The sequence below is a fragment of the Komagataeibacter europaeus LMG 18890 genome (assembly GCF_000285295.1).
Taxonomy (GTDB): domain Bacteria; phylum Pseudomonadota; class Alphaproteobacteria; order Acetobacterales; family Acetobacteraceae; genus Komagataeibacter; species Komagataeibacter europaeus.
Genome location: NZ_CADP01000023.1, coordinates 1 through 24,307, shown reverse-complemented (window position 1 = coordinate 24,307; position 24,307 = coordinate 1). Strand labels below are relative to the sequence as shown.

General features: G+C 64.4%; 22 protein-coding genes and 1 pseudogene. 16 read left to right on the top strand and 7 right to left on the bottom strand.

The genetic code is table 11. The annotated features are described in order from the left end of the window. Nucleotides 1-3 precede the first annotated feature (3 nt). From gcvH to GEU01_RS09340, 5 genes are all read left to right on the top strand, one after another. Nucleotides 4-369, top strand: a complete 366-nt coding sequence (gene gcvH / locus GEU01_RS09360) for a glycine cleavage system protein GcvH (RefSeq protein WP_019085876.1) — start codon at nucleotides 4-6, stop codon at nucleotides 367-369. A gap of 41 nt (nucleotides 370-410) precedes the next feature. Beyond that, the gene (gene gcvP, locus GEU01_RS09355) at nucleotides 411-3,296 is read left to right on the top strand and encodes an aminomethyl-transferring glycine dehydrogenase (RefSeq protein WP_019085875.1); all 2,886 of its coding nucleotides are present in this window, start codon (nucleotides 411-413) and stop codon (nucleotides 3,294-3,296) included. A 225-nt stretch (nucleotides 3,297-3,521) separates the two neighbouring features. After that, complete coding sequence (locus GEU01_RS09350; RefSeq protein ID WP_019085874.1) at nucleotides 3,522-4,595, top strand: ABC transporter substrate-binding protein; 1,074 nt, start codon at nucleotides 3,522-3,524, stop codon at nucleotides 4,593-4,595. Then, a complete protein-coding gene (locus tag GEU01_RS09345; protein WP_019085873.1) occupies nucleotides 4,592-5,599 on the top strand; it encodes a FecCD family ABC transporter permease in 1,008 nt (335 codons plus the stop codon). The genes GEU01_RS09350 and GEU01_RS09345 overlap by 4 nt, the downstream gene beginning before the upstream one ends. Continuing rightward, the gene (locus GEU01_RS09340) at nucleotides 5,596-6,342 is read left to right on the top strand and encodes an ABC transporter ATP-binding protein (RefSeq protein WP_010507140.1); all 747 of its coding nucleotides are present in this window, start codon (nucleotides 5,596-5,598) and stop codon (nucleotides 6,340-6,342) included. Before GEU01_RS09345 ends, GEU01_RS09340 begins: the two co-directional genes overlap by 4 nt. 101 nt (nucleotides 6,343-6,443) lie before the next feature. Here GEU01_RS09340 and GEU01_RS09335 read toward each other — a convergent pair whose 3' ends face one another. The 3 genes from GEU01_RS09335 to GEU01_RS09325 all read right to left on the bottom strand — a co-directional run bounded on the left by GEU01_RS09335 (nucleotide 6,444) and on the right by GEU01_RS09325 (nucleotide 9,591). Then, nucleotides 6,444-6,746, bottom strand: coding sequence for a hypothetical protein (locus GEU01_RS09335; protein WP_010507138.1), 303 nt, complete (start codon nucleotides 6,744-6,746; stop codon nucleotides 6,444-6,446). Between the two features lie 156 nt (nucleotides 6,747-6,902). Further along, complete coding sequence (locus GEU01_RS09330; protein WP_019085872.1) at nucleotides 6,903-8,783, bottom strand: hypothetical protein; 1,881 nt, start codon at nucleotides 8,781-8,783, stop codon at nucleotides 6,903-6,905. A 163-nt stretch (nucleotides 8,784-8,946) separates the two neighbouring features. Then, a complete protein-coding gene (locus tag GEU01_RS09325; protein WP_010507134.1) occupies nucleotides 8,947-9,591 on the bottom strand; it encodes a class I SAM-dependent methyltransferase in 645 nt (214 codons plus the stop codon). Nucleotides 9,592-9,680: 89 nt separating this feature from the next. On the opposite strand from GEU01_RS09325, the gene GEU01_RS09320 reads away from it, so the two are divergent. The 4 genes from GEU01_RS09320 to ftsY all read left to right on the top strand — a co-directional run bounded on the left by GEU01_RS09320 (nucleotide 9,681) and on the right by ftsY (nucleotide 13,242). Then, nucleotides 9,681-10,082, top strand: coding sequence for a VOC family protein (locus GEU01_RS09320; RefSeq protein ID WP_010507132.1), 402 nt, complete (start codon nucleotides 9,681-9,683; stop codon nucleotides 10,080-10,082). A gap of 73 nt (nucleotides 10,083-10,155) precedes the next feature. Continuing rightward, nucleotides 10,156-10,980, top strand: coding sequence for a diaminopimelate epimerase (gene dapF / locus GEU01_RS09315; RefSeq protein WP_019085871.1), 825 nt, complete (start codon nucleotides 10,156-10,158; stop codon nucleotides 10,978-10,980). Then, entirely contained in the window at nucleotides 10,977-12,224 is a 1,248-nt protein-coding gene (gene mtaB, locus GEU01_RS09310) for a tRNA (N(6)-L-threonylcarbamoyladenosine(37)-C(2))-methylthiotransferase MtaB (protein ID WP_010507129.1), read from the top strand. The genes dapF and mtaB overlap by 4 nt, the downstream gene beginning before the upstream one ends. Before the next feature lies 1 nt (nucleotide 12,225). Continuing rightward, nucleotides 12,226-13,242, top strand: coding sequence for a signal recognition particle-docking protein FtsY (gene ftsY / locus GEU01_RS09305; RefSeq protein WP_019085870.1), 1,017 nt, complete (start codon nucleotides 12,226-12,228; stop codon nucleotides 13,240-13,242). Nucleotides 13,243-13,369: 127 nt separating this feature from the next. Here ftsY and GEU01_RS09300 read toward each other — a convergent pair whose 3' ends face one another. From GEU01_RS09300 to GEU01_RS09290, 3 genes are read right to left on the bottom strand one after another with little or no spacing between them, the layout of a single operon-like run. Then, a complete protein-coding gene (locus tag GEU01_RS09300; protein ID WP_019085869.1) occupies nucleotides 13,370-14,593 on the bottom strand; it encodes a phosphoglycerate kinase in 1,224 nt (407 codons plus the stop codon). Next, nucleotides 14,593-15,615, bottom strand: coding sequence for a type I glyceraldehyde-3-phosphate dehydrogenase (gene gap / locus GEU01_RS09295; RefSeq protein WP_019085868.1), 1,023 nt, complete (start codon nucleotides 15,613-15,615; stop codon nucleotides 14,593-14,595). Before gap ends, GEU01_RS09300 begins: the two co-directional genes overlap by 1 nt. Nucleotides 15,616-15,645: 30 nt before the next feature. Further along, entirely contained in the window at nucleotides 15,646-17,574 is a 1,929-nt protein-coding gene (locus GEU01_RS09290; RefSeq protein WP_019085867.1) for a transketolase-like TK C-terminal-containing protein, read from the bottom strand. 135 nt (nucleotides 17,575-17,709) lie between these two features. Between GEU01_RS09290 and GEU01_RS09285 the strand changes: the two genes are divergently transcribed. Both GEU01_RS09285 and hemA read left to right on the top strand, forming a co-directional pair. Next, entirely contained in the window at nucleotides 17,710-18,174 is a 465-nt protein-coding gene (locus GEU01_RS09285; RefSeq protein ID WP_019085866.1) for a hypothetical protein, read from the top strand. 135 nt (nucleotides 18,175-18,309) lie between these two features. Then, a pseudogene (gene hemA / locus GEU01_RS22555) lies at nucleotides 18,310-19,639 on the top strand (5-aminolevulinate synthase). A 69-nt stretch (nucleotides 19,640-19,708) separates the two neighbouring features. Here the strand turns inward: hemA and GEU01_RS09275 are convergent. Then, nucleotides 19,709-20,503: a DsbA family protein gene (locus tag GEU01_RS09275; protein ID WP_019085865.1), complete on the bottom strand. Its 795-nt coding sequence runs from the start codon at nucleotides 20,501-20,503 to the stop codon at nucleotides 19,709-19,711. A gap of 246 nt (nucleotides 20,504-20,749) precedes the next feature. Between GEU01_RS09275 and GEU01_RS09270 the strand changes: the two genes are divergently transcribed. The 5 genes from GEU01_RS09270 to GEU01_RS09250 all read left to right on the top strand — a co-directional run. Next, a complete protein-coding gene (locus tag GEU01_RS09270) occupies nucleotides 20,750-22,171 on the top strand; it encodes a gamma-glutamyltransferase (protein WP_019085864.1) in 1,422 nt (473 codons plus the stop codon). A 177-nt stretch (nucleotides 22,172-22,348) separates the two neighbouring features. After that, nucleotides 22,349-23,395: a recombinase RecA gene (recA, locus tag GEU01_RS09260; protein WP_010507117.1), complete on the top strand. Its 1,047-nt coding sequence runs from the start codon at nucleotides 22,349-22,351 to the stop codon at nucleotides 23,393-23,395. Further along, the gene (locus tag GEU01_RS27315) at nucleotides 23,373-23,504 is read left to right on the top strand and encodes a hypothetical protein (RefSeq protein WP_265000616.1); all 132 of its coding nucleotides are present in this window, start codon (nucleotides 23,373-23,375) and stop codon (nucleotides 23,502-23,504) included. Before recA ends, GEU01_RS27315 begins: the two co-directional genes overlap by 23 nt. 14 nt (nucleotides 23,505-23,518) lie before the next feature. Then, nucleotides 23,519-23,890 (top strand): hypothetical protein, encoded by a 372-nt coding sequence (locus GEU01_RS09255; protein ID WP_010507114.1) that lies wholly within the window; start codon nucleotides 23,519-23,521, stop codon nucleotides 23,888-23,890. A 116-nt stretch (nucleotides 23,891-24,006) separates the two neighbouring features. After that, a partial coding sequence (locus tag GEU01_RS09250; protein ID WP_039794389.1) for an IS5 family transposase occupies nucleotides 24,007-24,307 on the top strand: 301 nt, incomplete at its 3' end.

The window sequence follows — 24,307 nt, the reverse complement described above, 5'->3', positions numbered from 1 at the left end:
GACATGACCGTTTATTACACCCGGGAACATGAATGGCTGCGCGTTGACGGTGATGTCGCGGTTGTCGGCATTACCGCCCATGCGGCGAACGAACTGGGCGAACTGGTGTTTGCCGAAGCCCGCGACCCCGGCACGACGGTGGAACAGGGCGACAGCGTGGCCGTGGTGGAATCGGTCAAGGCGGCATCCGACATCTACGCGCCCGTGACGGGTGACGTGCTGGCGTTCAACGATGAGCTGGGCGATGACGCCGCCCTGGTCAACCGCGATCCCGAAGGCGAGGGCTGGATCGTGCGCATGACCATTGCGGATGCATCCCAGCTTGAGGGCCTGATGGACAGGGCCACCTATATCGCGCTGGTTGGCTGATTTTCCTGACCGTCCCCTTGTCTTTACGGAGTACGCTGGCCGTGACGTCTTCCCCGTGTGGTTCTTCTTCCCTGTGGCATGATCTGGGTGATGATGCCGGTGCGTTCTGCGCCCGTCATGTCGGCCCGGACGCGCATGACGTGGCCGACATGCTGCGTGTGGTGGGGGCGGACAGCCTCGATACGCTTATGGCGCAGACCGTGCCGGACGCCATCCGCCTGTCGGGCGCAATGGGTCTTGGCGCGGGTGTGCCCGAACATGTGGCGCTGGCCCGCCTGCGCACGATCGCGGCGGAAAACCGGGTCCTGACATCGCTGATCGGGCAGGGGTATTACGACACGATCCTGCCCGGCGTGATCCAGCGCAACGTGCTGGAAAACCCGGCCTGGTACACGGCCTATACCCCGTACCAGCCCGAAATCAGCCAGGGACGGCTGGAAGCGCTGCTGAACTTCCAGACACTGGTGATCGAACTGACCGGGCTGGACGTGGCCAATGCCTCGCTGCTGGACGAGGGGACGGCGGCAGCCGAAGCCATGGCCATGGCCCGTCGCGTGGCCAAAAGCAAAGCCAACGCCTTCTTTGTCGATGTCGACTGCCACCCGCAGACCATCGCGGTCGTGCGCACCCGCGCCGAACCGATGGGCTGGCAGGTCGTGGTGGGTGATCCCGCCACCGATCTGGACCCGCAGGCGGTGTTTGGCGCGCTGTTCCAGTACCCGGGGTCATCGGGTGAGATCCGTGATCCGCGTGCATGGATCGAAAGCCTGCATGCGACGGGTGCGATTGCGAGTGTCGCGGCGGACCCCATGGCGCTGCTGCTGCTGGAAAGCCCCGGCGCGCTGGGGGCGGATATCGCCATCGGGTCCATGCAGCGTTACGGCATGCCCATGGGGGCCGGTGGCCCACATGCGGCCTACATGGCGACGCGCGATGCATTCCGCCGCAACATTCCGGGGCGGATCGTGGGTGTATCCATCGATTCGCGCGGCAATCCCGCCTACCGTCTGGCGCTGCAGACGCGTGAGCAGCATATCCGCCGTGAAAAGGCGACATCGAACATCTGCACCGCACAGGCGCTGCCCGCCATCGTGTCGTCCATGTATGCGCTGTACCATGGCCCGGCGGGACTGAGGGCCATCGCCACGCGCATCCACAGGCTGGCCACCATCATGGCCGCCGGCCTGCGCGCGCTGGGGGCGAAGGTGGTGACAACGGCGTTCTTTGACACGGTCACGGTTGCAACCGGCACGGAGACGGACGCCGTGATGGCGCGCGCGCTGGATGCGGGCATGAACCTGCGCCGGGTCGATGCGACCCATGTGGGCATCAGTCTGGATGAGACCTCCACGCCGGACACGGTGCGCGCGGTCTGGACCAGCGTCAGTGGCGACGGCGCAGGAGTGGCCGGGGTCGAGGCCGGCCTTGCCGCGGTCGGCAGCCCCATTCCCGTGGGCCTTGCCCGCACGGGTAACATGCTGACGCAGCCCATCTTTTCCGCCTGCCGGTCGGAAACCGACATGCTGCGCTACCTGCGCCGTCTTGCCGACCGTGACCTGGCGCTGGACCGGTCCATGATCCCGCTGGGTTCATGCACCATGAAGCTGAACGCCACGGCGGAAATGCTGCCCATCACGTGGCCGGAATTCTGCAATATCCATCCCTTCGCACCTGCGGACCAGATGCGGGGCTATGCTCGGCTGTTTGCCGATCTTGAACGGATGCTGTGCCGGATCAGCGGTTATGTCGCCGTCTCGCTCCAGCCCAATTCCGGCGCGCAGGGGGAATTCGCGGGGCTCATGGCCATCCGTGGGTACCACCGCGGGCGTGGCGATGTGGGGCGTGACGTGTGCCTGATCCCGGCATCGGCCCATGGCACCAATCCCGCATCGGCCCAGATGGCGGGCATGCGTATTGTGGTGGTGGCGTGCGATCCGCAGGGCAATGTCGATATTGACGACCTGAAGGCGAAGATCGCGAAACATGCCGACCAGCTTGCCGCGATCATGATCACCTATCCCTCCACCCATGGCGTGTTCGAGGACAACGTGCGCGAGATCTGTGCGCTGGTGCATGCGGCGGGCGGACAGGTCTATGTCGATGGTGCGAACCTGAATGCGCAGGTGGGGCTGGCGCAACCGGGCGTGTATGGCGGTGATGTCAGCCATTTCAACCTGCACAAGACCTTCTGCATCCCGCATGGCGGGGGTGGTCCGGGCATGGGACCGATCGGGGTGGGCGCGCATCTTGCCCCCTACCTGCCCGGTGCGCCGCAGCTTGGCGCGGCCAACGCCATTTCGGCTGCTCCCTTCGGGTCTGCCGATGTGCTGCCCATTTCGTGGATGTACATGGTCATGATGGGCGATGCGGGGCTGAAGCGTGCGACCGAGGTCGCAATCCTGAACTCCAACTACATCGCAACGCGGCTTTCGGCGCATTATCCGGTGTTGTACCGGGGTGCGAACGGGCGGGTCGCGCATGAATGCATCATCGACCTGCGCCCGCTGAAGGACAAGGTCGGGGTTACGGTGGATGATATCGCCAAACGCCTGATCGACCATGGCTTCCATGCGCCGACCGTCAGTTTTCCGGTTGCGGGCACGTTCATGATCGAACCCACCGAATCCGAAAGCCGGACCGAACTGGACCGCTTCTGTGATGCGATGATCGCCATCCGCGCCGAAATCATGGCGGTTGAAAATGGCGAACTGACCATCGACGACAGCCCCCTGCGCCACGCCCCGCACACCGTGCGTGACGTGACTGACCCGGACTGGGCCCATGTCTATGACCGTGCGCAGGCCAGCCTGCCGGGCGCCGTGGCGCCAGCCAGCAAATACTGGTCCCCGGTCAACCGGCTGGACAATGCCTATGGGGATCGCAACCTTGTCTGTTCGTGCCCTGATATCAGCACCTATGCTGGTTAGGGGCATTTCAGGATAATGGGTTGACCGGAAATAAAAGAAGTTTTCGGGTGCCGTCTTTTTTTCAGGAAGGCGGCGTTCCCGGAAGCTTTTTGCAAAAAACGTCATCCGAAAACTTCCGTTATTTTCAGCCTTCTTTCGGGGTGGTCTGTCGGCAGGCCTGCCCCCGGGGCTGATTGCGTCCCGGTGGTTCATGTATATATCTGTTTCGATATAATACGTTGGACCATGGAAGGGGACAGCACGGTGAAGATTGGCAGACGCAGGCTGGGCATCGGGGCACTGGCGTGCATGATTGCGGCAGGTGGCCCCATCCTGTCGCCCGCCATGGCGCGCGAGGTGACGGACATGGCGGGCGTTGCCCAGTCCGTGCCCGACCATCCCGCGCGGATTGCCGACCTGTGGTTCGCCCATAACGAACTGGTGCTGATGCTGGGCGGCGCACGGCAGATTGTCATGACCGTGGACCGCCCGCAGGCACGCCCGTGGATGTACAAGGTCTTTCCCACCCTGTATCAGGCACAGGTGGTCAATGGCCCGCAGGTCAATGCCGAAACCCTGCTGCGGGACCGGGTGGACCTTGTATTCATGCCAGATGCCTCGGCTGCCATCGCGGCGTTCCGTGGGGTCGGGGTGCCAACCCTTGTTTCCGCATTCCATGACGTGGACGGATTGCTGCGGGTCATGGACATGACGGCGGCCGCCCTGGGCACGGAACAGGCGCATGTGACTGCCACCCGTTACCGCACCATGATGCTGCAGACCGTCAATGACGCGCGCGACAGGCTGTCCGGCCTGTCCGACGCCCAGCGCCCGCGCGTGCTGCATATCCAGTCGCTGCACCCGCTGAAGGTTGATGGTGCGGACAGCATTGTCGATGAATGGATCACCCTTGCCGGTGGCCGCAACGCCGCGCAGGGCGTAAGCGGCAACATGAAGCCGGTTTCGGTCGAGCAGGTGGCGGCATGGGACCCGGATGTCATCATCCTTGGCCCGGATTGCGGCACGCTGGACCCGGCGGCCAATGGCGGCGTGTGGCAGCGCCTGCGCGCGGTGCGGGAGGGCAGGGTGCATAACAACCCGTCGGGTGTTTTCCCGTGGGACCGGTATGGCAGCGAACTGCCGCTGCAGATCAGCTGGGCTGCCAGGACCCTGCACCCCGACCGGTTTGCCGATGTGGACCCGCTGACCCTGACACGTGAATTCTACGATACCTATTTCCATTATGCCCTGAGTGCACAGGACGCGGCCCGCATTCTTGCGGGGCAGCCACCCGAACCCGTGGCGGACAGGACGCCGTGAACCTGCGCGCGCGCGTGGTCGGGTGCCTGTGTGTGGTGGGCCTGCTGGTGCTGGCGCTGCTGTCGGCATGTATCGGGCGCTTCCCGTTGCAGCCGGGGCAGGTGCTGCATGCCCTGCTGACGGTGGGGCATGTCCCGGCGCAGGGCGATATGGTGCATACCGTCCTGTTTGGCGCGCGCCTGCCCCGGATCGGGGGGGCGATGTGCGTGGGGGCGGCGCTGTCGGTGGCGGGGGCTGCGTACCAGGCGGTGTTTCGTAATCCGCTGGTCTCTCCCGGCCTGCTTGGCGTGCTGGCGGGTGCCGGCATGGGGGCGGCGCTGGGTATTGTATGGGGCATGGGCCATGCCGGTGTGGCCGCCCTGTCCTTCCTTGGCGGTCTGGCGGCGGTGGCGTTCGGGGTGGGGGTGGCGCAGATGTTTGATGCGACGTCCATGCTGATGCTGATATTCGGCGGGCTGATCAGTTCGGCGCTGTTTACGGCGCTGCTGTCGCTGCTCAAATACGTGGCGGACCCGCAGAACCAGTTGCCCGATATCGTATTCTGGCTGCTGGGCAGCCTGACGCAGGTGACACCGCAGGCGCTGGTCGTGCTGGTGGGGCCGGTGGTGATGGGGATCGTACTGCTGTCGGCATGTGGGCGGATGCTGGACGGGCTTGCCATGGGCGATGAGGAAGCGCGCACGCTGGGCATACCGGTCATGGCGCTGCGATACGGGGTGATTGGCGGGGCTACGGTGCTGGCGGCCATGACGGTCGCGGTCGCGGGCATGATTGGCTGGGTCGGGCTGGTTGTGCCCCATGTCGCGCGCCTGCTGGTCGGGCCATGCAACATGCGCGTGCTGCCGGTCAGTGCCTGCGTGGGGGCGATGTTCCTGCTGGTCTGTGATGACCTGGCGCGCACCCTGTCGGCGGAGGAAATTCCCGTGGGCCTGATTGCCGACCTGCTGGGGGTGGTGGTGTTTGTCGCGGTGCTGCCGCTGTTGCGGCGCGGGTGGCGGGCATGAGTGGGGGCAGCGCCATCCTGCGGGTGGACCATGCGGGTTTCCACCGGGGACATCGCACGGTGCTGCATGATGTCTCGCTGGATATCCGCACGGGTGAGATGACGGCCCTGCTGGGGCCAAATGGCGCGGGCAAGACCACGCTGCTGCGCCTGCTGCTGGGTCTTGCCCGCCCGGATTCAGGCCGGGTCTGGCTGGATGGCAGGCCCATGGCGGACTGGTCCCGGCGGGACATCGCGCGCCGCATCGCCTATGTACCGCAGGGGCATGTGCCGCTGTTCCCCTATAGCGTGCGTGATATCGTGGGCATGGGACGACTGGCGGAAACGCCGTTTGCGCCCACGCTGCATGAACGCGATCGTGAAGCGGTAGCGCATGCGCTGGCGCAACTGTCGATCACCCATCTTGCCGCGCGGCCCTATACCGAACTGTCCGGCGGGGAACGGCAGGCCGTGCTGCTGGCCCGTGCGCTGGCGCAGGGGGGGCAGGTCCTGATTCTGGATGAACCGGAAACCGGTCTTGATTACGGGCAGAAACAGCGGCTGTACGCCCTGCTGCGCCGGCTGTCGGCACAGGGCCGCGCCATTGTCGCCACCACGCATGACCCGGTTCAGGCTGCGGGCATATTCGATCGGGCCATCCTGCTGCGTCATGGCCGGGTCATGGCGGATGGACCGGCCGCATCCCTGCTGGCGCCGCCCATGCTGGATCAGCTTTATGCGCCACAGGAGCGGGAAAAAAACTGAAGAAAGTTTCTGGTGAAGCTTTTTTCAAAACGCTTCGGGAAACGTCACCTGTTTGAAAAAAGGTGGCGCCCAAAAACGTTTATTGTTTTCCAGACAGTCTTTTAGCGGCCGTACGGGTTGGTATCGACACGCACGGCCTTGCCGGTCCGGTCATAATACAGGACGGCGGTGCCGCGTCGTTCCGCATAGCCGTCCGGTTCCCCCGTGGGGGTCCAGAACAGCAGGCGGTTCAGGTCCGGCTGTTCCTTGATCTTGTCACCCGGCGGGATGTAGCGGTACTGGCTGTAATCCATGTGCAGCCGTGGCAGCGGCGGCTTCTTGGAAAGCTGATGCATGGAAAAATGGCGCTGCGAGGCCTCGCCGGGGTCTTCGTTGCCAGCGTCGGCATGTCCCCCGTCGGCCATTGCCACACCCGGCACGACAGGGGCACATAATACGCCCAGCAGAACCAAGTGCCGTAACCTGATTGACATGAGCGCTGGCCTTTCCATCATTCCTGATTGCGGGCCACCATCCTCCTTTTCCATGCCGGACGCAATATCCCCCACCGCAAGGGGGGATTACTGGAATGGCAGGTAGCGGAAGTCAAAGAAGATTTCGCTCAGGCTGGTTGTCGGCGCGCCACCCATGCCGCCCCATGTATGCACGCGCGAATAGGCCAGCTGCGTGCCCGCCTGCACCGTGCCGTACTGGCCGTGGATGAAGCGGTACCATGCGCCGATGGTGAATTCCTCCACCGAACGGATGTTGGCGGTGCAGTTGCCCAGGGCGGCGCTGACCGCATCGGAGGTTTCCGTCTCGCACCCGGTATTGTTCGCCATGGGGTTGCCATAGCCATAGGCCTGCCCATCCGAATCAAAATAGCTGCGGCCTGAACGCTGCATGCCGAAATAGCCATAGACGTCCAGGACCTTGTTCGGGTGCGCGATCACGCCCGCGGTTGTCTGCGCGCTGGACAGCAGGGCCGGCGCGCCATTGGCCCGCAACGTGGCGTCAGGCAGCAGGACCGAGCCGTAGCGGCCAATGCCCCGGCCCGCCAGTCCCGCCAGCCGCACTTCCAGCTTGTGCGGAATGACTGGCAGGATCATCGACCCACCAGCCCCCCATGCAATGGCGGTATGGTTCTGGCCCGTGCCATTGATGACGGAACGGTCGTGGGGGAAGTGCAGCAGTCCCTCGATTTCGTAATGGCCCCATGTCGGGTCCCATGCCACCTTGCCGATGATGTCGGGGGCGATTTCGTTGGAATAGTTGGTGGTGGAACTGGTCAGCCCCACACCGTTCGAGCCGACCTTGGCATAGTTGCCGCTGCCCGGCAGGCTGTATTCCCCGTTATCCCCCGAAGCGGAGAAGCCGGTCGTGTCATAGATGGTGGCCGGGTTTTCAATCGAGAAACCCGTCCAGACGCGATGGTTCATGAAATCCTTGACCACGCGCACCTGCCACTGCCGCGACCATGTCTGTCCGGCGAGGATGGAGGATTCGATTGTTTCGGGCAGGCTTTCCTGTCGCGGCACGATGCCCACGCGGTCAGGCGTCAGCATGGTCCAGGCCTGACCGATCAGGAAATGCATGTTGGCGTGCGAATCATCCAGCGTCAGGTAAGCCTGCCGCAGCCGGGGCACGTAGGAATTGCTTTCATACGGGTTGGTGGTTTCGGCACTCGCGCCAAAATCCGTTTCCACGAACCCCGCCACCGTCAGGTGCGGGTTGAGCTGTCCCCGCGCCATGAGCGAGAAGCGCGAATACCGCGCATCCCCATTGAAGTTGGTGGTGTGGAAATTCGAGCTGTCGCGGAAGGGGATCGCGTTCCAGTAATTGAAGATGCCCGATGAAACCTGCCGGTTTTCCACCATCGCTGCCGCATCGAAGAAACCGCCAAGGATGATGGACACGGGACCAAGGTGGAACACCTTGCTGCCCAGCGCGCCTGCCGACTGCGCGCCCACCGTTTCGCGGTTATGCGGGCCGACATTATTGTTGGCCATGTGGGAAATCAGGTCTTCCTCACGGTGCGCCACGACCGATTCATAGGTCGGCTGGTCGCCCAGTTCGGATACCGGGTCGGAATGGCCGCCGATATGCGGGCGCGCCATGGAGGCGATCCCCGCCGTCTGGGACGGTGCGGGGCTGTGCCCTTCCACCGGCGTCCAGCCGCCGTGTACATGCCCGCCCGACCCCGTGACCTCCAGCGGGTGGCCGCCATGGGCCGCCGTGCCACCCATCTGGGCGCGGTGCTGGATGATCTGCTGGCGCATGGCCTGCAGGCTTTTCTGTAGCGCCATCTGCTGCTGCTGCAACTGTTCCATCTGGCGTTCCATGATATCCAGTGATTCTGGATCTTCATCGGCCCAGACGGGCAGGGGGGCCAGAACGGAACACACCAACAGCACGTGCGACAGACGCACATGCCGGGTTATGGAAAAGGACGGAATCCGCATGTATTGTCAGGGGGCCCCAAATCAGGTTTCACAGAATATATGTCAAAACATTTCCAGATAAAGGGGTAAATGATAATTTCTTTTAATATCGGCCCACCCACTGGCCTGCGCTGTGTATCAGCATGATAATATAACGGCACAGGGTCGTATTATTGATCTAATGTTACAAAATGTCAGGACGGCGCGCCGTCATGGCGTGAACGGCGTCATGCCAGAACAGGTCCTCGGGCGCAGGGGTGACATTGCCATTGTCCACCGGGCCAAAACCGGCGCGCTGCAGCAGGATTGACAGCATGCGGCGGCGGTCCCCTTCATCAAGCGCCTGCCACAGGGCCGTGGCCTTCTGCGGGATGAAGCGGTCACCGAATGTAATGATGATCAGGCCGCCGGGTTGCAGCACGCGGGCAATGTCGCGAAAGACCTGCGTCGGCTGGCGCAGATAGGGCACCACGTCGCACAGCAGGGCGGCATCCATGCTTTCATCCGCCAGTGGCAGGTCGGGCGTTTCGTTTATGTCTTCCACCACACGGTCGGTCAGGCGCGGATTGCTGTCCAGCGCCTGCGTGTTGACGCCTATGCCGATCACGCTGTCGAATTCCATGTCGGGCGGCAGGTGGCTGTCCGGTCCGGCCATGATGTCGAGGATATTGCCATCTTCGGGCAGCAGCGTGCGGTACAGCGCGGTAATGGCCGTAAGCGCCCCCTGGTCCAGCATGGGTCCGGCCGGCCTGCGGGAATGGAATGCCGTATCGGATTCAGTCGAGGCGACTGTGAAGGAATGCGGGTGGAACCCGTGCAGGTCGTTCATGAATGTGCCAGACAGTACGGAAGTAACAACGCCATGTGCGGTGGGCGTATTATCACGCGCTCCGCCATGGGGAACAGGAGAAAAGCAGAATGGCCCGTATGATCCATTCGATGATCCGCGTGCGTGATGAAGCCGCGAGCCTTGCATTCTATGATACGGCTTTTGGCCTGAAGGTGGCCGACCGGCTTGTTTTCGATACTTTCACCCTTATCTACCTGTCCAATGACGAACAGACGTTCGAGCTGGAACTGACCGTCAACCACGATCGCACGACGCCCTATGACCTGGGTGATGGCTATGGCCACCTGGCGGTGTCGGTTGCGGATGTGGACGCGGAACATGCCCGTCTTGCGGCTGCGGGCCTGTCGCCGCTGGCGGTAAAGGACATGTCGTGCGGGGAGCGGTTCGTGGGGCGGTTCTTCTTCATTACCGACCCGGATGGCTACAGGATCGAGGTGCTGCAGCGCGGCCGGCCGGGGCGTTTTCTCTGATCGGGCTTGCAAGGCCTGGCGCGGGGTGCCATCCCGCTCGCATATATGGATGGGTTGGCCCTATACAGGACGGATGATGACCGGTTTTCTCAAGATGCATGGGCTGGGCAATGATTTTGTGGTGGTGGATGAACGTGTCCACCGCCATGACCTGACACCTGCCCGCATTGCCGCATTATCCGACCGCCATACCGGCATCGGCTGCGATCAGTTCGTGACCCTGCGCCCCGCCTGTGCGGAAGGCGCGGATGTATTCGTGCGCTTCTTCAACGCCGACGGCACGGAATCGGGGGCGTGCGGCAATGCCTCGCGCTGCATTGCCGATCTTGTGGCGCATGAGACGGGGCAGGATCACGTCGGGCTGCAGACCCGCGCGGGCGTGCTGCATGCCACCATTATCCGCCCCGGCCTGGTCACGGTGGATATGGGAACACCCGCGCCGGACTGGGCGGATGTGCCGCTGTCCGGACCGATGGACACGCTGCACCTGCCCATTGCGGGTGATCCGGCGGCCGTGTCCATGGGCAACCCGCATGCGACCTTTTTCATGTCCGGTGCCGATGCGATGGATCCATGCGTGGCGGGGCCGGAACTGGAACATCATCCCCTGTTCCCTGAACGCGCCAATATCGGGTTTGCCCATGTGACGGGCCGTGACGCCATGCGGCTGCGGGTATGGGAACGTGGCAGCGGCCTGACGCGGGCCTGCGGGTCGGGCGCGTGTGCCGCCGTGGTCAATGCCGTGCGGCGCGGGCTGGTGGACCGGACCTGTACCGTGGCGATGGATGGCGGCGAACTGACCATTACGTGGCGCGAAAGCGATGGCCATGTGTTGATGACCGGCCCCGCGGAAACCAGTTTCACGGGCACGTTCAACCCGGAAGACTACCCCCGATGAAGAAGCCGGAAATCCTGACCTTCGGCTGTCGCCTCAATACATATGAAAGCGAGGTGATGCGCAATCACGCCGCCGCGCTGGATAATGTGGTGATCGTGAACACCTGCGCGGTCACGGGGGAGGCCGAGCGCCAGGCCCGGCAGGCCGTGCGCCGCGCCCATCGTGACCGGCCCGACGCGCGCATCGTGGTCACGGGCTGCGCCGCCCAGATCGATCCGGACCGCTGGGCGGCATTGCCCGGCGTGACCCGCGTGCTGGGCAATCGCGAAAAGCTGGACGCCGCAAGCTGGAGCGAGATGGCGCTGGGGCAGGGCAATGCCGTGTCCGACATCATGGCCGCGCGTGAAACCGCGCCGCACCTTGTGACCGAATTCGCCGGTCGCACCCGCGCGTTCGTGGAAGTGCAGCAGGGCTGTGACCACCGTTGTACCTTCTGCATCATTCCCTTCGGGCGCGGGCCATCGCGTTCGGTCCCCGTTGGCGCGGTAGTGGAACAGGTGCGCGCGCTGGTGCAATCGGGCTACCGGGAGGTGGTGCTGACGGGCGTGGACATTACCTCTTGGGGGGATGACCTGCCGGGCAGGCCGCCGCTGGGGCAGTTGTGCCGCAGGCTGCTGGCCCTGGTGCCCGAACTGGAGCGGCTGCGCCTGTCCTCGGTCGATCCGGTGGAGATTGACGCGGATATATGGAAACTGCTGGAAAACGAACCGCGTTTCATGCCTTACCTGCACCTGTCGCTGCAGGCGGGGAGTGACATCATCCTCAAGCGCATGAAGCGCCGCCACCTGACGGCGGATGCGCAGGCCGTGGTGGCGCGGGCGCGGGCGCTGCGGCCCGATATCGGCATCGGGGCGGACATCATCGCCGGTTTCCCGACCGAGGACGAGGAACTGTTTGAACAGACACTTGATTTCGTGCGTGCGAACGCCCTGCCTTACCTGCACGTCTTTCCCTATAGTGAGCGACCGGGCACGCCGGCGGCCCGCATGCCCGCCATTGCCGTGCCACAACGCAAGGCGCGCGCGGCCCGCCTGCGGGCGGCGGGCGCACGGGCGGCGCGTGATTTCCATGCGCGCCTTGTGGGCCGCGCACTACGGGTGCTGATGGAAACGGACACGGCGGGACATAGCGAGGAATTCGCCCCGGTAAGGCTGGTGGATGGCGCGGTGTCCGTGGCCGGACGCATTGAAACGGTGCGCCCGGTGGCGGTTGACGATAACGGACTGGTTGCGGAAATTCTCTGACATGGCACTTGGTTTTTTCTCACGTCTCAAGGCGGGGCTGTCGCGCTCCACACAGAAACTCAGCGGCGGGCTGAGCGCGGTCTTTACCCGGCGCAAGCTGGATGACCAGGCGCTGGAGGATCTTGAGGACCTGCTGATCTCCGCCGACCTTGGGCCCAGCGTGGCGGAAAAGGTGATTGAATCCTTCCGCCGTTCCAAGTTCGGCAAGGAAGTGACGGATGAGGAAGTGCGCCAGGCATTGGCGGAAGAAATCGCCACCATCCTTCAGCCCGTCGCCATCCCGTTTGAACCCGACCCGAAGCACCGGCCGCATGTGGTGCTGGTGGTGGGGGTGAATGGCACCGGCAAGACCACCACCATCGGCAAGATGGCCCGTTTCTATGGTGAACAGGGCAAGAAGGTGATGATGGTCGCGGGCGATACCTTCCGCGCCGCAGCCGTCGAACAGTTGCAGGTATGGGGCGAGCGCACGGGTGCGCCCGTCATTGCGGGAAAGCCCAACGCCGATGCGGCGGGACTGGCGTTCGAGGCGCTGAAGCGCGCCACGGCGGAAAAGGCCGACCTGCTGCTGGTCGACACGGCGGGCCGCCTGCATAACAAGAGCGCGCTGATGGAGGAACTGGCCAAGATCATCCGCGTCATGCGCAAGTTTGACGAAACCGCACCCCATTCCGTGCTGCTGGTGCTGGACGCCACCACGGGGCAGAACGCGGTGGAACAGGTGCGGGTATTCAAGGAACTGGTCAATGTGACCGGGCTGGTCGTGACCAAGCTGGACGGTTCGGCCCGTGGCGGGATCGTGGTTGCACTGGCCGATGCGTTCGGCCTGCCGGTGCATCTGGTGGGCGTGGGCGAACAGGCCGATGACCTGCGCCCGTTCTCTGCCGAGGCGTTCGCCAAAGGGCTGGTTGGCGATTCGATCAAGGTCATCGAACGCGACGACAGGCCCGTCGAAGATCAGGCGGAAGATGCCGAAGCGCCTCCGTCCGGGGCGGAACACCCGCAACAGCAGGGCTGATTTCGCAGAACCATCCCGGCATGAAAAAAGGGACCACCCCACGGGATGGTCCCTGACCTGAAAAAAGCCTCAGGGAACGCCGCCTTTTTGAAAAAAGGCGGCACCCGGAAACTTTGGTTACTTTTCCTCAGATCGGCAGCGCGCGTTCAAAGATGTTTTCCAGCGCCATGATGCCCGGCAGCGTCTTGCCTTCCATCCATTCAAGGAAGGCCCCGCCCGCGCTGGAAATGTAGGAGATATGCTTCTCCACCCCCGCATGACGCAGGGCGGAAACCGTATCCCCGCCACCCGCGATGCTTTTCAGCGCGCCGGAATCGGTCAGGCGCGCCACGTCGCGCGCCACCGCATTGGTCGCGGCGTCAAACGGCGTGATCTCGAACGCGCCCAGCGGGCCGTTCCAGACCAGTGTTTTCAGCGTCGCGATCTTCTGCTCGATCAGCCTGACCGTTTCCGGCCCGACATCCAGCATCATCGCATCATCGGGAATGGCGGTGACGGGCACGGTGCGGGTCGGCACATCGGCCCTGAAGTCCGTTGCGGTCACGGCGTCAACCGGCAGCACGATCTCGCAACCCTTTTCCTTTGCTTTCGCAAGGATGTCGCGCGCGGTGTCGTGCATGTCCGCTTCCTGCAGCGACCGGCCCACATTCACCCCCTGTGCCGCAAGGAACGTGTTGGCCATCGCGCCACCGATGATCAGCATGTCCACCTTGGCCAGCAGGTTGCCGATCAGGTCCAGCTTGGTGGAAATCTTGGACCCGCCCACGATGGCCCCAACCGGACGGGCGGGGTTTTCCAGCGCGATGTTAAGCGCGTTGAGTTCCGTTTCCATCAACCGCCCGGCAAAGGATGGCAGCAGGCGGGCCACCCCCTCGGTCGAGGCATGGGCGCGATGGGCGGCGGAAAACGCATCGTTGACGTAATAGTCGGCCAGTGATGCGAATTCCTTCGCCAGCGCGGGATCGTTCTGTTCCTCACCGGGGTAGAAGCGGGTGTTTTCCAGCACCACGACATCCCCGTCCTGCATCGCGTCCACCGCCTGCTGCACCTTCGGGCCGATACAGTCATCGACAAAGGTGACCGGACGGCCCAGCGCATCGCCCAGCGCATCGGCGATCGGGCCAAGCGACATTTCCGGCACGGGCTTGCCCTTGGGGCGGTCGAAGTGACTGACGACAATCACCTTCGCCCCCTTCTGCGCCAGTTCCTGTATGGTGGGCAGCAGGCGCAGGATGCGGGTTGCATCGGCGATCTGGGCGTTCCTGACCGGAACGTTCAGATCGGCGCGCAGGAGAACCTTCTTGCCCGTGGCATCAAGGTCATCCAGCGTCCTGAAGGATGTTGCGCCCATTACAGTGCCCCGAATACGGCAGCCGTGTCGGCCATGCGGTTGGAGAAGCCCCATTCATTGTCATACCAGCTGCAGATGCGCACCAGCCTGCCACCGTCGATCACGGCGGTCTGGGTCGCGTCAAAGGTGGAAGACGCGGGGGAGTGGTTGAAATCCGTGCTGACCAGCGGCGCGGTGTTGTAGGCGAGGATGCCCTTCAGCGGCCCGGACTCGGATGCCCTGAGCAGGGCCTCGTTCACTTCCTCGACCGAGGCCGGGGCTTTTTTGGGCACGAAATCCAGCGAGACGAGCGAGACATTGGGCGTGGGCACGCGAATGGCGGTGCCGTCCAGCCGGCCCTTCAGGTGCGGCAGCACCAGCCCCACGGCGCGCGCGGCCCCGGTGGAGGTCGGGATCATGTTCAGCGCCGCCCCGCGTGCGCGGCGCAGGTCCTTGTGCAGCGTGTCCACCGTGCGCTGGTCGCCGGTATAGGAATGGATGGTGACCATGTAGCCGCATTCGATGCCGAACGTGTCGTCCAGCACCTTGGCCACCGGGGCCAGGCAGTTGGTGGTGCATGACGCGTTGGAAATGACGGTCATGTCGGGTGTCAGCACATCCTGGTTCACGCCGAACACGATGGTGGCGTCCACGCCCGACGCGGGGGCGGACACGATCACCTTGCGCGCGCCCGCCTTGATCAGTTGGGTGGCCTTTTCCTTGTCGGTGAAGCGGCCCGTGCATTCCAGCGCCACGTCCACGCCCCGGAAGGGCACCTTCGTCGGGTCGGCCTCGGCCGAGACGGTGATGGGATCATAGGTGCGGCCATTGGCGGTGATGATGATCTGGTTGCCATCCACCTTTACATCGGCGGGAAAGCGGCCATGCACGCTGTCATACGACAGCAGGTGTGCGTTGTCTGCCACGCTGCCGAGGTCATTGATGGCCACGGGCACGACATCGGTGCGCCCGCTTTCGATAATGCCACGCAGTACAAGGCGACCAATGCGACCGAAACCGTTTATTGCGACTTTGACAGCCATTTTCTTATTTTCTCCGTAAGGTCAGACATTTCACACACTGGCATCGACCGATGCCATCCCGGACGGCGCGCCGTTTCCTCCCGTGGTTTCAACCAGGGCGTCGGATGGGGGGCGGACCAGACGCAATGCGTCGCGGCAGATCCGTTCTGGCGTGATGTCGGCCGCGCTGTCCGGCTGGTCGGGGGTGGAAGGCGCCCCGAATCCATCAATGCCGACAAACAGCCCGTCCGTTCCAAGCCATCGTTCCCATCCAAACCCTGAAGCGGCCTCTATTCCGATCCGGGGTGCCGTTCCCAGCACGGCGGCACGATACGTCATTTTTTGCACGGCGAACAGTTCCCAGCACGGAAGGGAGACGACAGCCGCGGCAATTCCCGCCTCCCGCAGCAGTTTGCGCGCCGCCAGCGCCAGTATCGCCTCATGCCCCGTGGCGATCAGCGTGACCTGCCGCGCGCCTTCGGCTTCGGCCAGCACATACCCGCCCCGCGCGCACAGGTTGGTCAGCCCGTGCTGTTCACGTTCGGGTGCCGTGGAAGTTGCCAGCGCGGGGGCCGATTCCAGCGTCAGCAGGCTTGGCCCGCTGGTCCGCCGCAATGCCAGTTCCATGCATTCCATGGTCTCGCGGTGGTCGGCGGGGCGGAAAACCGCGACATTGGGCATGGCGCGCAGGCTGGCCAGCTGTTCCACCGGCTGGCCGCCGCCCCCGTCGCCGCGTCGCAGGTCGTCATCGGTCAGCAGGTAGATCACCTGCAGGTCCGTCATGGCGGCATAGCGCAGGGCGGGACGCATGCGGTCCACCGCGATGATGGTCGATGTGCCGAACGCCAGCCGCCCGTCATGCATGGCAATGCCATTGAGCAGTGCCGCCATGCCATGCACCTGCGTCCCGCATGACAGATCCATTTCGCCGCTACTGCGGCGGCTGGCGGGCAGGTCGGCCAGCATGCCGCGACGTGAACGCAGGCATGTCAGTTCGGGCAGGAGTTCATGCAGCGTCTCGAGCCCCCGCCGTGCCGCGAAGGTGGTGGAGACACGTGCGACCGCGCTGCCGTGTTCCCGCCATGACCGCTGCCAGTCGGGTTGCCAGAAGGCGGGACGCTGGTTGCGGGCCATGCGTTCGAATTCGGCTTTCTGCCGGTCTTTGAGCAGCCTGCGCAGCCACGAACGCCGCGCACTGGCCCCCCGGCGCGCGGCCCCCGCCCACAGGCCCGGATCATCGACGAAGGGCGGTGGCGGATCGGTTTCGGGCGCCGCGATACAGGCGATCAGGCAGGGCTTGTGCGTTCGCTGCGATGACGTGATGGCGGCCGCGATCTGTTCGGGGCTACCTGCGTTCACCTTCCTGACCGACCAGCCCGATGCGCTGTAGCGCGGCAGGATGGCGTCCACGGCTTCGCGCTCGCCTGACCACAGGCCGACGACCAGCGTGACGCGGTCCAGCCCCATCTGGCCCGCAAGTGCCGCACTTTCCAGCGCCACACCGGTGGAAAGTTCCGTCCAGCAGCCCAGCCCCCAGATACGGTGATTGACCAGCGAACGGCCAAACCGCGCCGCAAGGTGCTGTTCCGCCAGCGCCATGCCGATCGCGGCCCCCAGCCCCTGTCCGCTGGGGCCGCAGGCCTGCCGGTCATGGTGGGCGGCGGCATGTCCGTCCATGCGCGGCGGCAGCGGTGTCTGGCCTGACAGTTCGGCCATGATGCGCGGCAGGACACGATATCGTGGGGAGGAGACCACGAAGCGGTCCCGGTCCGGCCATTCGGGGCTGGCGGGGTCGAAGCGCAGGAAGCGACTCCACAACACCGCGCAGAAATCGGCCATGACCTGCGCATGCGGGGCGTAGCGGGGATCGGGTTCATGGGTGCCAATGGCATGGCGGATCGCCGTCGCCAGCCGCTGGGGCATGCCGGGGGCGGCATGCGGCGGCGCGAGGGGAAGCGTAATGGCTTGGTCTTCTGGCATCGGCATCGTCCATGGGGCGGGGTATGATCGGTCGGGGCCGCTTCTGCATGACTACTGCGCCGCGCGGATGGCGGCAACAATTGCGGTATTGTTCCACTATGCCACGGGTGGGGGATACTGTATCGGTAGGGGGTCATGTCCCGTCCGTATCCGCGCCCTGTCCGCCGTGCCGTCCTTGTCGCAGTCGCCTGCCTGCCGGTCATGGCCGGGTGCAAGCTGGTCAGCCAGAAGACATTCAACCGCCATGCGGGCGATCCGCCGAACCTGCCGCAGCACCCGCCGCCGCCGGTGCCCGGCATGGACCGCCCGGCGCTGGTCACGATCGTGGCCGGAACACCCGATACGCAGTGGAAGCCCGCCGTCCGCGCCGCCGTGGCCGATGCCCTGTCGCGCAAGCCCAATGCGCTGTTCACCATTGTGGTCAGCGTGCCCGACCGGGCCGATGGCAGCGTGCCGGACATGCAGAAAGTGGTGGACGCCAATGGCCAGCCCGTGTTGCAGGCAGTGATGGATGCGGGGGCAGGGGGCAGCCAGACGGAAATGGATGCCCGCAGCGTGCCCGCGAACAGCGCAACCCAGGTCTGCATTTACGCGGAGTAGTCCAATGCGGTTTTGCAATTCCCGCCTCCATCATGCCATAAAGAGTGGTCCGCTGGCGGTTAACCCCCGGCGATAGCGCCGCGTGAGGGGAACATCATCCCCCCGGCGCGGGTCACCCAACGCATGGTGACCATCATGAATGAAGACCCCGTGAACGATCCGGGGTGTGCATGGAGAAAAGCAGCAGTGTCCAGTAATCAAGTGGATGGGCATCCGTTCTTCCGGTTCTGCCGGACGGCGCTGGAGAATATCCGCGCGCAGGGTCGATACCGGCAGTTCACCCCACTGGCACGCCAGGCCGAACGTTATCCCCTGTATGACCAGCCGGAAACACAGGCCACTCCGTCAACGCCGGCCTGCCCGCAGGACCGGGAGGTCGTGGTCTGGTCCTCCAACGACTATCTGGGCATGGGTGTCGATCCCGTAGTGGTCGAAGCCGCGATCCAGGCCATACACGAACATGGCGCGGGCGCCGGCGGCACGCGCAACATCGCGGGCACCAGCCCGGTCCATACCGCGCTGGAAGCCGAAATGGCCGACCTGCATGGCAAGGAAGCGGGCCTCCTGTTCGTGTCCGGCTATGTCTCCAACCAGGCGACCCTGCAGACGATCCTGAGCAGCATGCCCGGCTGGATCTGCTTTTCCGACCGGCTGAACCATGCCTCCATGATCGCGGGGATCAAGGGCGCGCGCGGTTCGACCACCGTCATTTACGAACATAATGACCTTGCCGACCTGGAAGCCAAGCTGGCCGCGGCACCCAGGGACGTGCCCAAGCTGATCGCGTTTGAAAGCGTGTATTCCATGGACGGCGACATTTCCGACATCGCCGGGACATGCGCGCTGGCGCGCAAGTATGGTGCCATCACCTATCTGGACGAAGTGCATGCCGTGGGCCTGTACGGGGATCAGGGCGGCGGCGTGTCCGAACGCGACGGCGTGGCCGACCAGGTGGACATTATCGAAGGCACGCTGGCCAAGGGGTTTGGCGTGCATGGCGGCTACATCACCGCGACCAGCGATATTGTCGAATATCTGCGCCTTTCGGCTTCGGGCTTCATCTTCACCACCGCGCTGCCGCCTGCGGTCGTGGCGGCNNNNGGCCAGCGTGCGGCTGGTGCGCAAGGATGGCTGGCGTCGCGAACGCATGTTCGAGCGCGTCAACACCTTCCGCGAAAAGCTGCGCCGGGCGGGCATTCCCTTCACCATGACGCCAAGCCACATCGTGCCGATCCCGGTGGGGGACGCCCAGCGCTGCCGTGAACTGAGCGACCGGCTGCTCAACGATTACGGGATCTACGCCACCCCCATCAACTATCCCACCGTGCCGCGTGGCACCGAACGCCTGCGTCTGACGCCGGGGCCGTTCCACACGGATGAGATGATGGACGAAATGGTGACGGCCCTGTCTCACCTGCTGCGCATCAACGACCTGGCCGCACAGCCTGTCGCCGCCATGGCCTGATCGTCATGGTCCGGGCCGTGGGTCCGCGCCCGGCATGGCCGTGGCGCTGGTTCCGGTCTGGCTGGCGGGTCAGCGGCTCTGTGCAATCGCCTTTTTCAGTTCGTCATAGCTGACGGCGCCCGGAATGATCTGGCGGGCATTGAAGACGAAGGTGGGCGTGCCATCCAGCCCGATGGCGCGGGCGAGTTCCATGTTCGCCTGCAGGATGCCCGTGACCTTCGGGCTGTTCATGTCGCTGGCCAGTGTCGCGGCATTCAGCCCGGACTGGGTGGCCAGTGTGCGCATCCGGTCGGTTGTCGGGGTGACGGAATCATTCATGATGGCCGCCTGCATGCGGAAATAGGCCGCCTGCCCGCCCTGGACGAAGGCCGCCACCATTGCCTGTGACGCGATCAGGCTGTTCTGTCCCAGCACGGGAATGACCTTTTCCACGATCCGCAGGTCCCTGTCTTCCTTTGTCAGGCGATCAAGGTCGGGCAGCACCTTGCGGCAGTAGGGGCAGCGCGGGTCATAGAATTCCACAACCGTCGTATGTCCCGTTGCATTGCCCAGTATCGCATCACTGGCGGCAGGCGTCAGCAGGTCGGCGCGATGGCTTTCCAGCGCATTGCGGGCCGCGTTCTGCTGGGCGGCGCTGGCGTTGTTGCGCAGCGCCGTGATCGCGTCGGACAGGATGGTGGGATCGGTTTTCAGCGCGTTGCGCATGATTTCCACGATTTCCTGACGCTGTGCCGGGGTGAAGCTGCTGCTGTCGGCCGCGTGCCCCGCACCGGGTGCGGCGGTGGCCACAGCCGTCATTGCCCCCGCGGCCAGCAGGGCGTTCAGCAGGCGCGGGCGGTACCGGCGGGGGGAAATGAATGTCACGGGTTTGCTCCGTTGTCATGTCGGGATAATGTGTCTGTAGATGATCGGGCACACGAAAGGAATGGGCGATGGTGGGGAACGGGGCAGGCTGCCTGTTGCCGACGGCCCGTAAGGCCGTTAAGTCGTGATGGGTCTGCCATGATCGCGCGGTCGTGCAACGATCCGTTCAATTCATCAAAGCCGACCTGCCCATTGGAGAAGCGCTGCGTGCCTGAGCATTCGATCCCCCCTGTCGCCCGTCGGTATATGCGTACGGCGCTTTCGGCTGTTCTGGCCATCTCGGTTGCCGGTTGCGCCGGGCACCGTTATTCGCCCATGCGGCTTGTGTCGCATATGTTCGGTCCGTCGCCCGGAGCGCTGATCGGCACGGTTTCGTCGGATGAACCGCAGGCAACGCTGGTCGGGCGCGATATCCTGCAACGCGGCGGGAATGCGGCGGATGCGGCTACGGCCATGGGGCTGGCGCTGTCGGTCACGCTGCCTTCACGTGCATCGCTTGGTTCGGGCGGGGCGTGCCTTGCCTACCGCCCGGGTGACCAGAACGGGGGACGCGCCTTCATGTTCCTGCCCGTGGCGGGCACGGTGACAGCGCCCGACATGCCACATGCGGACCGTCCGGCCGCGGTCCCGATGCTGGCGCGCGGGCTGTACCTCATGCACCTGCAGTATGGATCGGCCGCGTTCTCGGAACTGGTGCCCGATGCGATCGCGCTGGCGGCCAACGGCATCAATGTCAGCCGGCAGCTGGCCGGTGACCTTGCCGCGGTGCAGGTGCCGCTGCTGGCCGATCCGGGTATCCGCGCGGTATTCAGCCGTTCGGATGGCAAGGCGCTGGCGGAAGGGGATGCGCTGGTGCAGACCCATCTTTCCGGTGCGCTGGACCAGATCCGCAGCATGGGCGTGGGCGATCTGTATAATGGTGCGCTGGGGCAGTCCTTTGTCGCGGGCAGCCAGGGCGCGGGCGGCGGATTGCAGATGTCCGACATGCGTAGCGCCATTCCATCCGAACGCCTGCCACTGAGCCTGAGCAGCGGGGAAACGCAGGTCGCCTTCCTGCCGCCACCGGCCGATGGTGGCCTGGGTAGCGCGGTAGCGTTCCGGGCCGCGTCCTCGTCCGACGCGGCAACGCGCGCGCAGGCCAGTGTCGCGGCGTGGCGGGCGCAGAACGGCAATCATGCCAGTGGCACGGGTGACGACATGACGGCCCGGGCGCAGGCCTTTGTCAATGGCGGCGGCGGAAGTGGCGGCGGGTTGCCCTCGCTTCCGGCTTCGACCTCGTTCACCGTGGTGGATCATTCGGGCATGGCCGTGGCGTGCAGCCTGAGCATGGACAACCTGTTTGGCACCGGGCGCATGGCGGGCAATACCGGTATCGTGCTGGGCGCGTCCCCCGCGCGCCTGCCGCTGCCGCTGTTCACGGCGGCCATCGCCAGCCAGGGCCGGGCCTTCCGCGCCGCGGCCGCCGGGTCGGGCCAGAATGACGCCGCCGCCGCCGTGGGGATCGCCATGCGCCAGATACTGGCGGGACAGACGCCCGACGCCCATCCGGTCACGGCCCAGGGCCGCATCAATGCCGTATCGTGCCCGCATGGCCTGCCGGGTGATGCCAGCACCTGCACCGCCGCAACCGACCCGCGTGGTGCGGGGCTGGCCATGGGGCCGCGCTAGGCCGTGGTTTCAGGTCCGCCGGGCATTATTATTCCCGGTGGAGGCGGACGGGGCCATTGTAAATGGTCCTGTTTTGTTCCATATTGACCTGCATGACCTGCCGCCTGTTTCCAACAGGTGGCGCAGGGCGGGATGCCCGTTCGGAATTCATCTTCTCAAGCATCAGGGTAGGCAACGATGGCACAGGCTCCGGGTATAGACAAAAGCAAGGCCCTGGAAGGGGCCTTGAGCCAGATCGAACGTGCGTTTGGCAAGGGTTCGATCATGCGCATGGGCGAACGCCCGACCGAGCAGGTGGACGTGATTTCCACCGGGTCGCTGGGTCTGGATATCGCCCTGGGAATTGGCGGCCTGCCGCGCGGCCGTATCATCGAGATCTATGGTCCCGAAAGCTCGGGCAAGACCACCATGGCGCTGCACGCCATTGCGGAAGCCCAGCGCAAGGGGGGCACCTGCGCCTTCATCGACGCCGAGCACGCGCTTGACCCCGGTTATGCCCGCAAGCTGGGGGTGGATGTCGACAACCTGCTGATCAGCCAGCCCGATGCGGGTGAGCAGGCGCTGGAAATTGCCGACACGCTGGTGCGTTCCGGCGCGGTTGACGTGCTGGTGGTCGACAGTGTGGCCGCCCTCGTGCCGCGTGCGGAACTGGAAGGCGACATGGGCGACAGCCATGTGGGCCTGCATGCGCGCCTGATGAGCCAGGCGCTGCGCAAGCTGACGGGTTCCGTCTCGCGTTCCAACACCATGCTGATCTTCCTCAACCAGATCCGGCTCAAGATCGGCGTGATGTTCGGCAGCCCCGAAACCACCACGGGTGGCAACGCGCTGAAATTCTATGCATCCGTGCGCATGGACATCCGTCGTATCGGCTCGATCAAGGACAAGGACGAGGTCACGGGCAACCAGACGCGCGTAAAAGTGGTCAAGAACAAGATGGCCCCCCCCTTCCGTCAGGTCGAATTCGACATCATGTATGGCGAAGGGATCAGCAAGGTCGGTGAACTGATCGACCTTGGCGTAAAGGCGGGCATTGTTGAAAAGTCCGGCGCGTGGTTCTCCTGTGACAGCCAGCGCATCGGGCAGGGGCGTGAAAACGCCAAGCAGTTCCTGCGTGACCACCCTGAAATGGCCGCCGATATCGAACGCCGCGTGCGTGAGCAGGCGGGTGTCGTGGCGGAAGCCATGCTGGTCGGCCCCGATGAGGACGGCGCCGAGCATTGATCCCCTTGGCCTGCCCCGTTATGGCAGGCTATCGTTTCCCGACCGTGCGCGCCCATGGCGGCGTACGGGATGGGAACTGGAAATGGGGGATTGGGGGCAGCCGGAATGAAACCGCGTCTTGCGATGATCGGATTGCTGGCCTGCCTTGCCGCCTGTAGCGGGGGGCAGGATGACAATAATGATCCGGCCGATGTGGATGAATCCCCGCCGCCGCTGGGCGCGCATGGTGGGGCGCGGCATGCCAGTCGCGCCCGTGATGACGCGCTGCGCCCGCTGTCGCGGCATCTGCCCGCGCCGCCTGACCCGACTGATGAAACCGCCACCGAAGCCTATCACACCCCGCCCGATGCGGCGGCGATGCAGATGATCTCGTCAGGGTATGATCCCAATCAGGCCGGGGACGATGATAACGGGTCCGGCAGCGATGACGGCAAGCATTTTGTCGTGCCCGATACCCAGGTCAGCTATGGCAAGCAGGGACAGGGCAGCCACTAAACCACAAGGGTTTCCGGCTGTTACCTTTGTTCAGAAAGGCGGCGTTTCCTGAAGCTTTTTGGGGTCTGTTGGGAATTGTGCTTTTTCAAAGTCACCAAATGTGATTCAAAATCCGTATGGATCGCTTCGTACTGACAGACGCCCAATGGGCGAAAATGGAACCGCTGTGCCTTGGCAAGAAAACGGATCGGGGGCGCAGCGGGCAGGACAACCGTCTTTTTATCGAGGCGGTCTTATGGATTGCCCGGACCGGCAGCCCATGGCGGGACCTTCCGACGTATTTCGGGCATTGGAACTCGGTCTATTCCCGTTACAGCGACTGGATGAAAGCCGGTGTTTTCAAACGGCTTTTTGAAGCGGTCTCTGACGAGGCCGACATGGAATATGCGATGATCGACGGCACGGTGGTCCGGGTTC

Coding starts and splice junctions, on each gene's coding strand:
- GEU01_RS09330 (WP_019085872.1), bottom strand. CDS start 8,783: ATGCGGATTCCGTCCTTTTCCATAACCCGGCATGTGCGTCTGTCGCAC.
- GEU01_RS09290 (WP_019085867.1), bottom strand. CDS start 17,574: ATGCCAGAAGACCAAGCCATTACGCTTCCCCTCGCGCCGCCGCATGCC.
- GEU01_RS09340 (WP_010507140.1), top strand. CDS start 5,596: ATGAGTGGGGGCAGCGCCATCCTGCGGGTGGACCATGCGGGTTTCCAC.
- GEU01_RS27315 (WP_265000616.1), top strand. CDS start 23,373: ATGAGGACGGCGCCGAGCATTGATCCCCTTGGCCTGCCCCGTTATGGC.
- gcvH (WP_019085876.1), top strand. CDS start 4: ATGACCGTTTATTACACCCGGGAACATGAATGGCTGCGCGTTGACGGT.
- GEU01_RS09335 (WP_010507138.1), bottom strand. CDS start 6,746: ATGGCCGACGGGGGACATGCCGACGCTGGCAACGAAGACCCCGGCGAG.
- GEU01_RS09325 (WP_010507134.1), bottom strand. CDS start 9,591: ATGAACGACCTGCACGGGTTCCACCCGCATTCCTTCACAGTCGCCTCG.
- GEU01_RS09270 (WP_019085864.1), top strand. CDS start 20,750: ATGCGTACGGCGCTTTCGGCTGTTCTGGCCATCTCGGTTGCCGGTTGC.
- GEU01_RS09300 (WP_019085869.1), bottom strand. CDS start 14,593: ATGGGCGCAACATCCTTCAGGACGCTGGATGACCTTGATGCCACGGGC.
- GEU01_RS09285 (WP_019085866.1), top strand. CDS start 17,710: ATGTCCCGTCCGTATCCGCGCCCTGTCCGCCGTGCCGTCCTTGTCGCA.
- dapF (WP_019085871.1), top strand. CDS start 10,156: ATGATGACCGGTTTTCTCAAGATGCATGGGCTGGGCAATGATTTTGTG.
- mtaB (WP_010507129.1), top strand. CDS start 10,977: ATGAAGAAGCCGGAAATCCTGACCTTCGGCTGTCGCCTCAATACATAT.
- gap (WP_019085868.1), bottom strand. CDS start 15,615: ATGGCTGTCAAAGTCGCAATAAACGGTTTCGGTCGCATTGGTCGCCTT.
- GEU01_RS09320 (WP_010507132.1), top strand. CDS start 9,681: ATGGCCCGTATGATCCATTCGATGATCCGCGTGCGTGATGAAGCCGCG.
- GEU01_RS09255 (WP_010507114.1), top strand. CDS start 23,519: ATGATCGGATTGCTGGCCTGCCTTGCCGCCTGTAGCGGGGGGCAGGAT.
- ftsY (WP_019085870.1), top strand. CDS start 12,226: ATGGCACTTGGTTTTTTCTCACGTCTCAAGGCGGGGCTGTCGCGCTCC.
- recA (WP_010507117.1), top strand. CDS start 22,349: ATGGCACAGGCTCCGGGTATAGACAAAAGCAAGGCCCTGGAAGGGGCC.
- GEU01_RS09350 (WP_019085874.1), top strand. CDS start 3,522: ATGGAAGGGGACAGCACGGTGAAGATTGGCAGACGCAGGCTGGGCATC.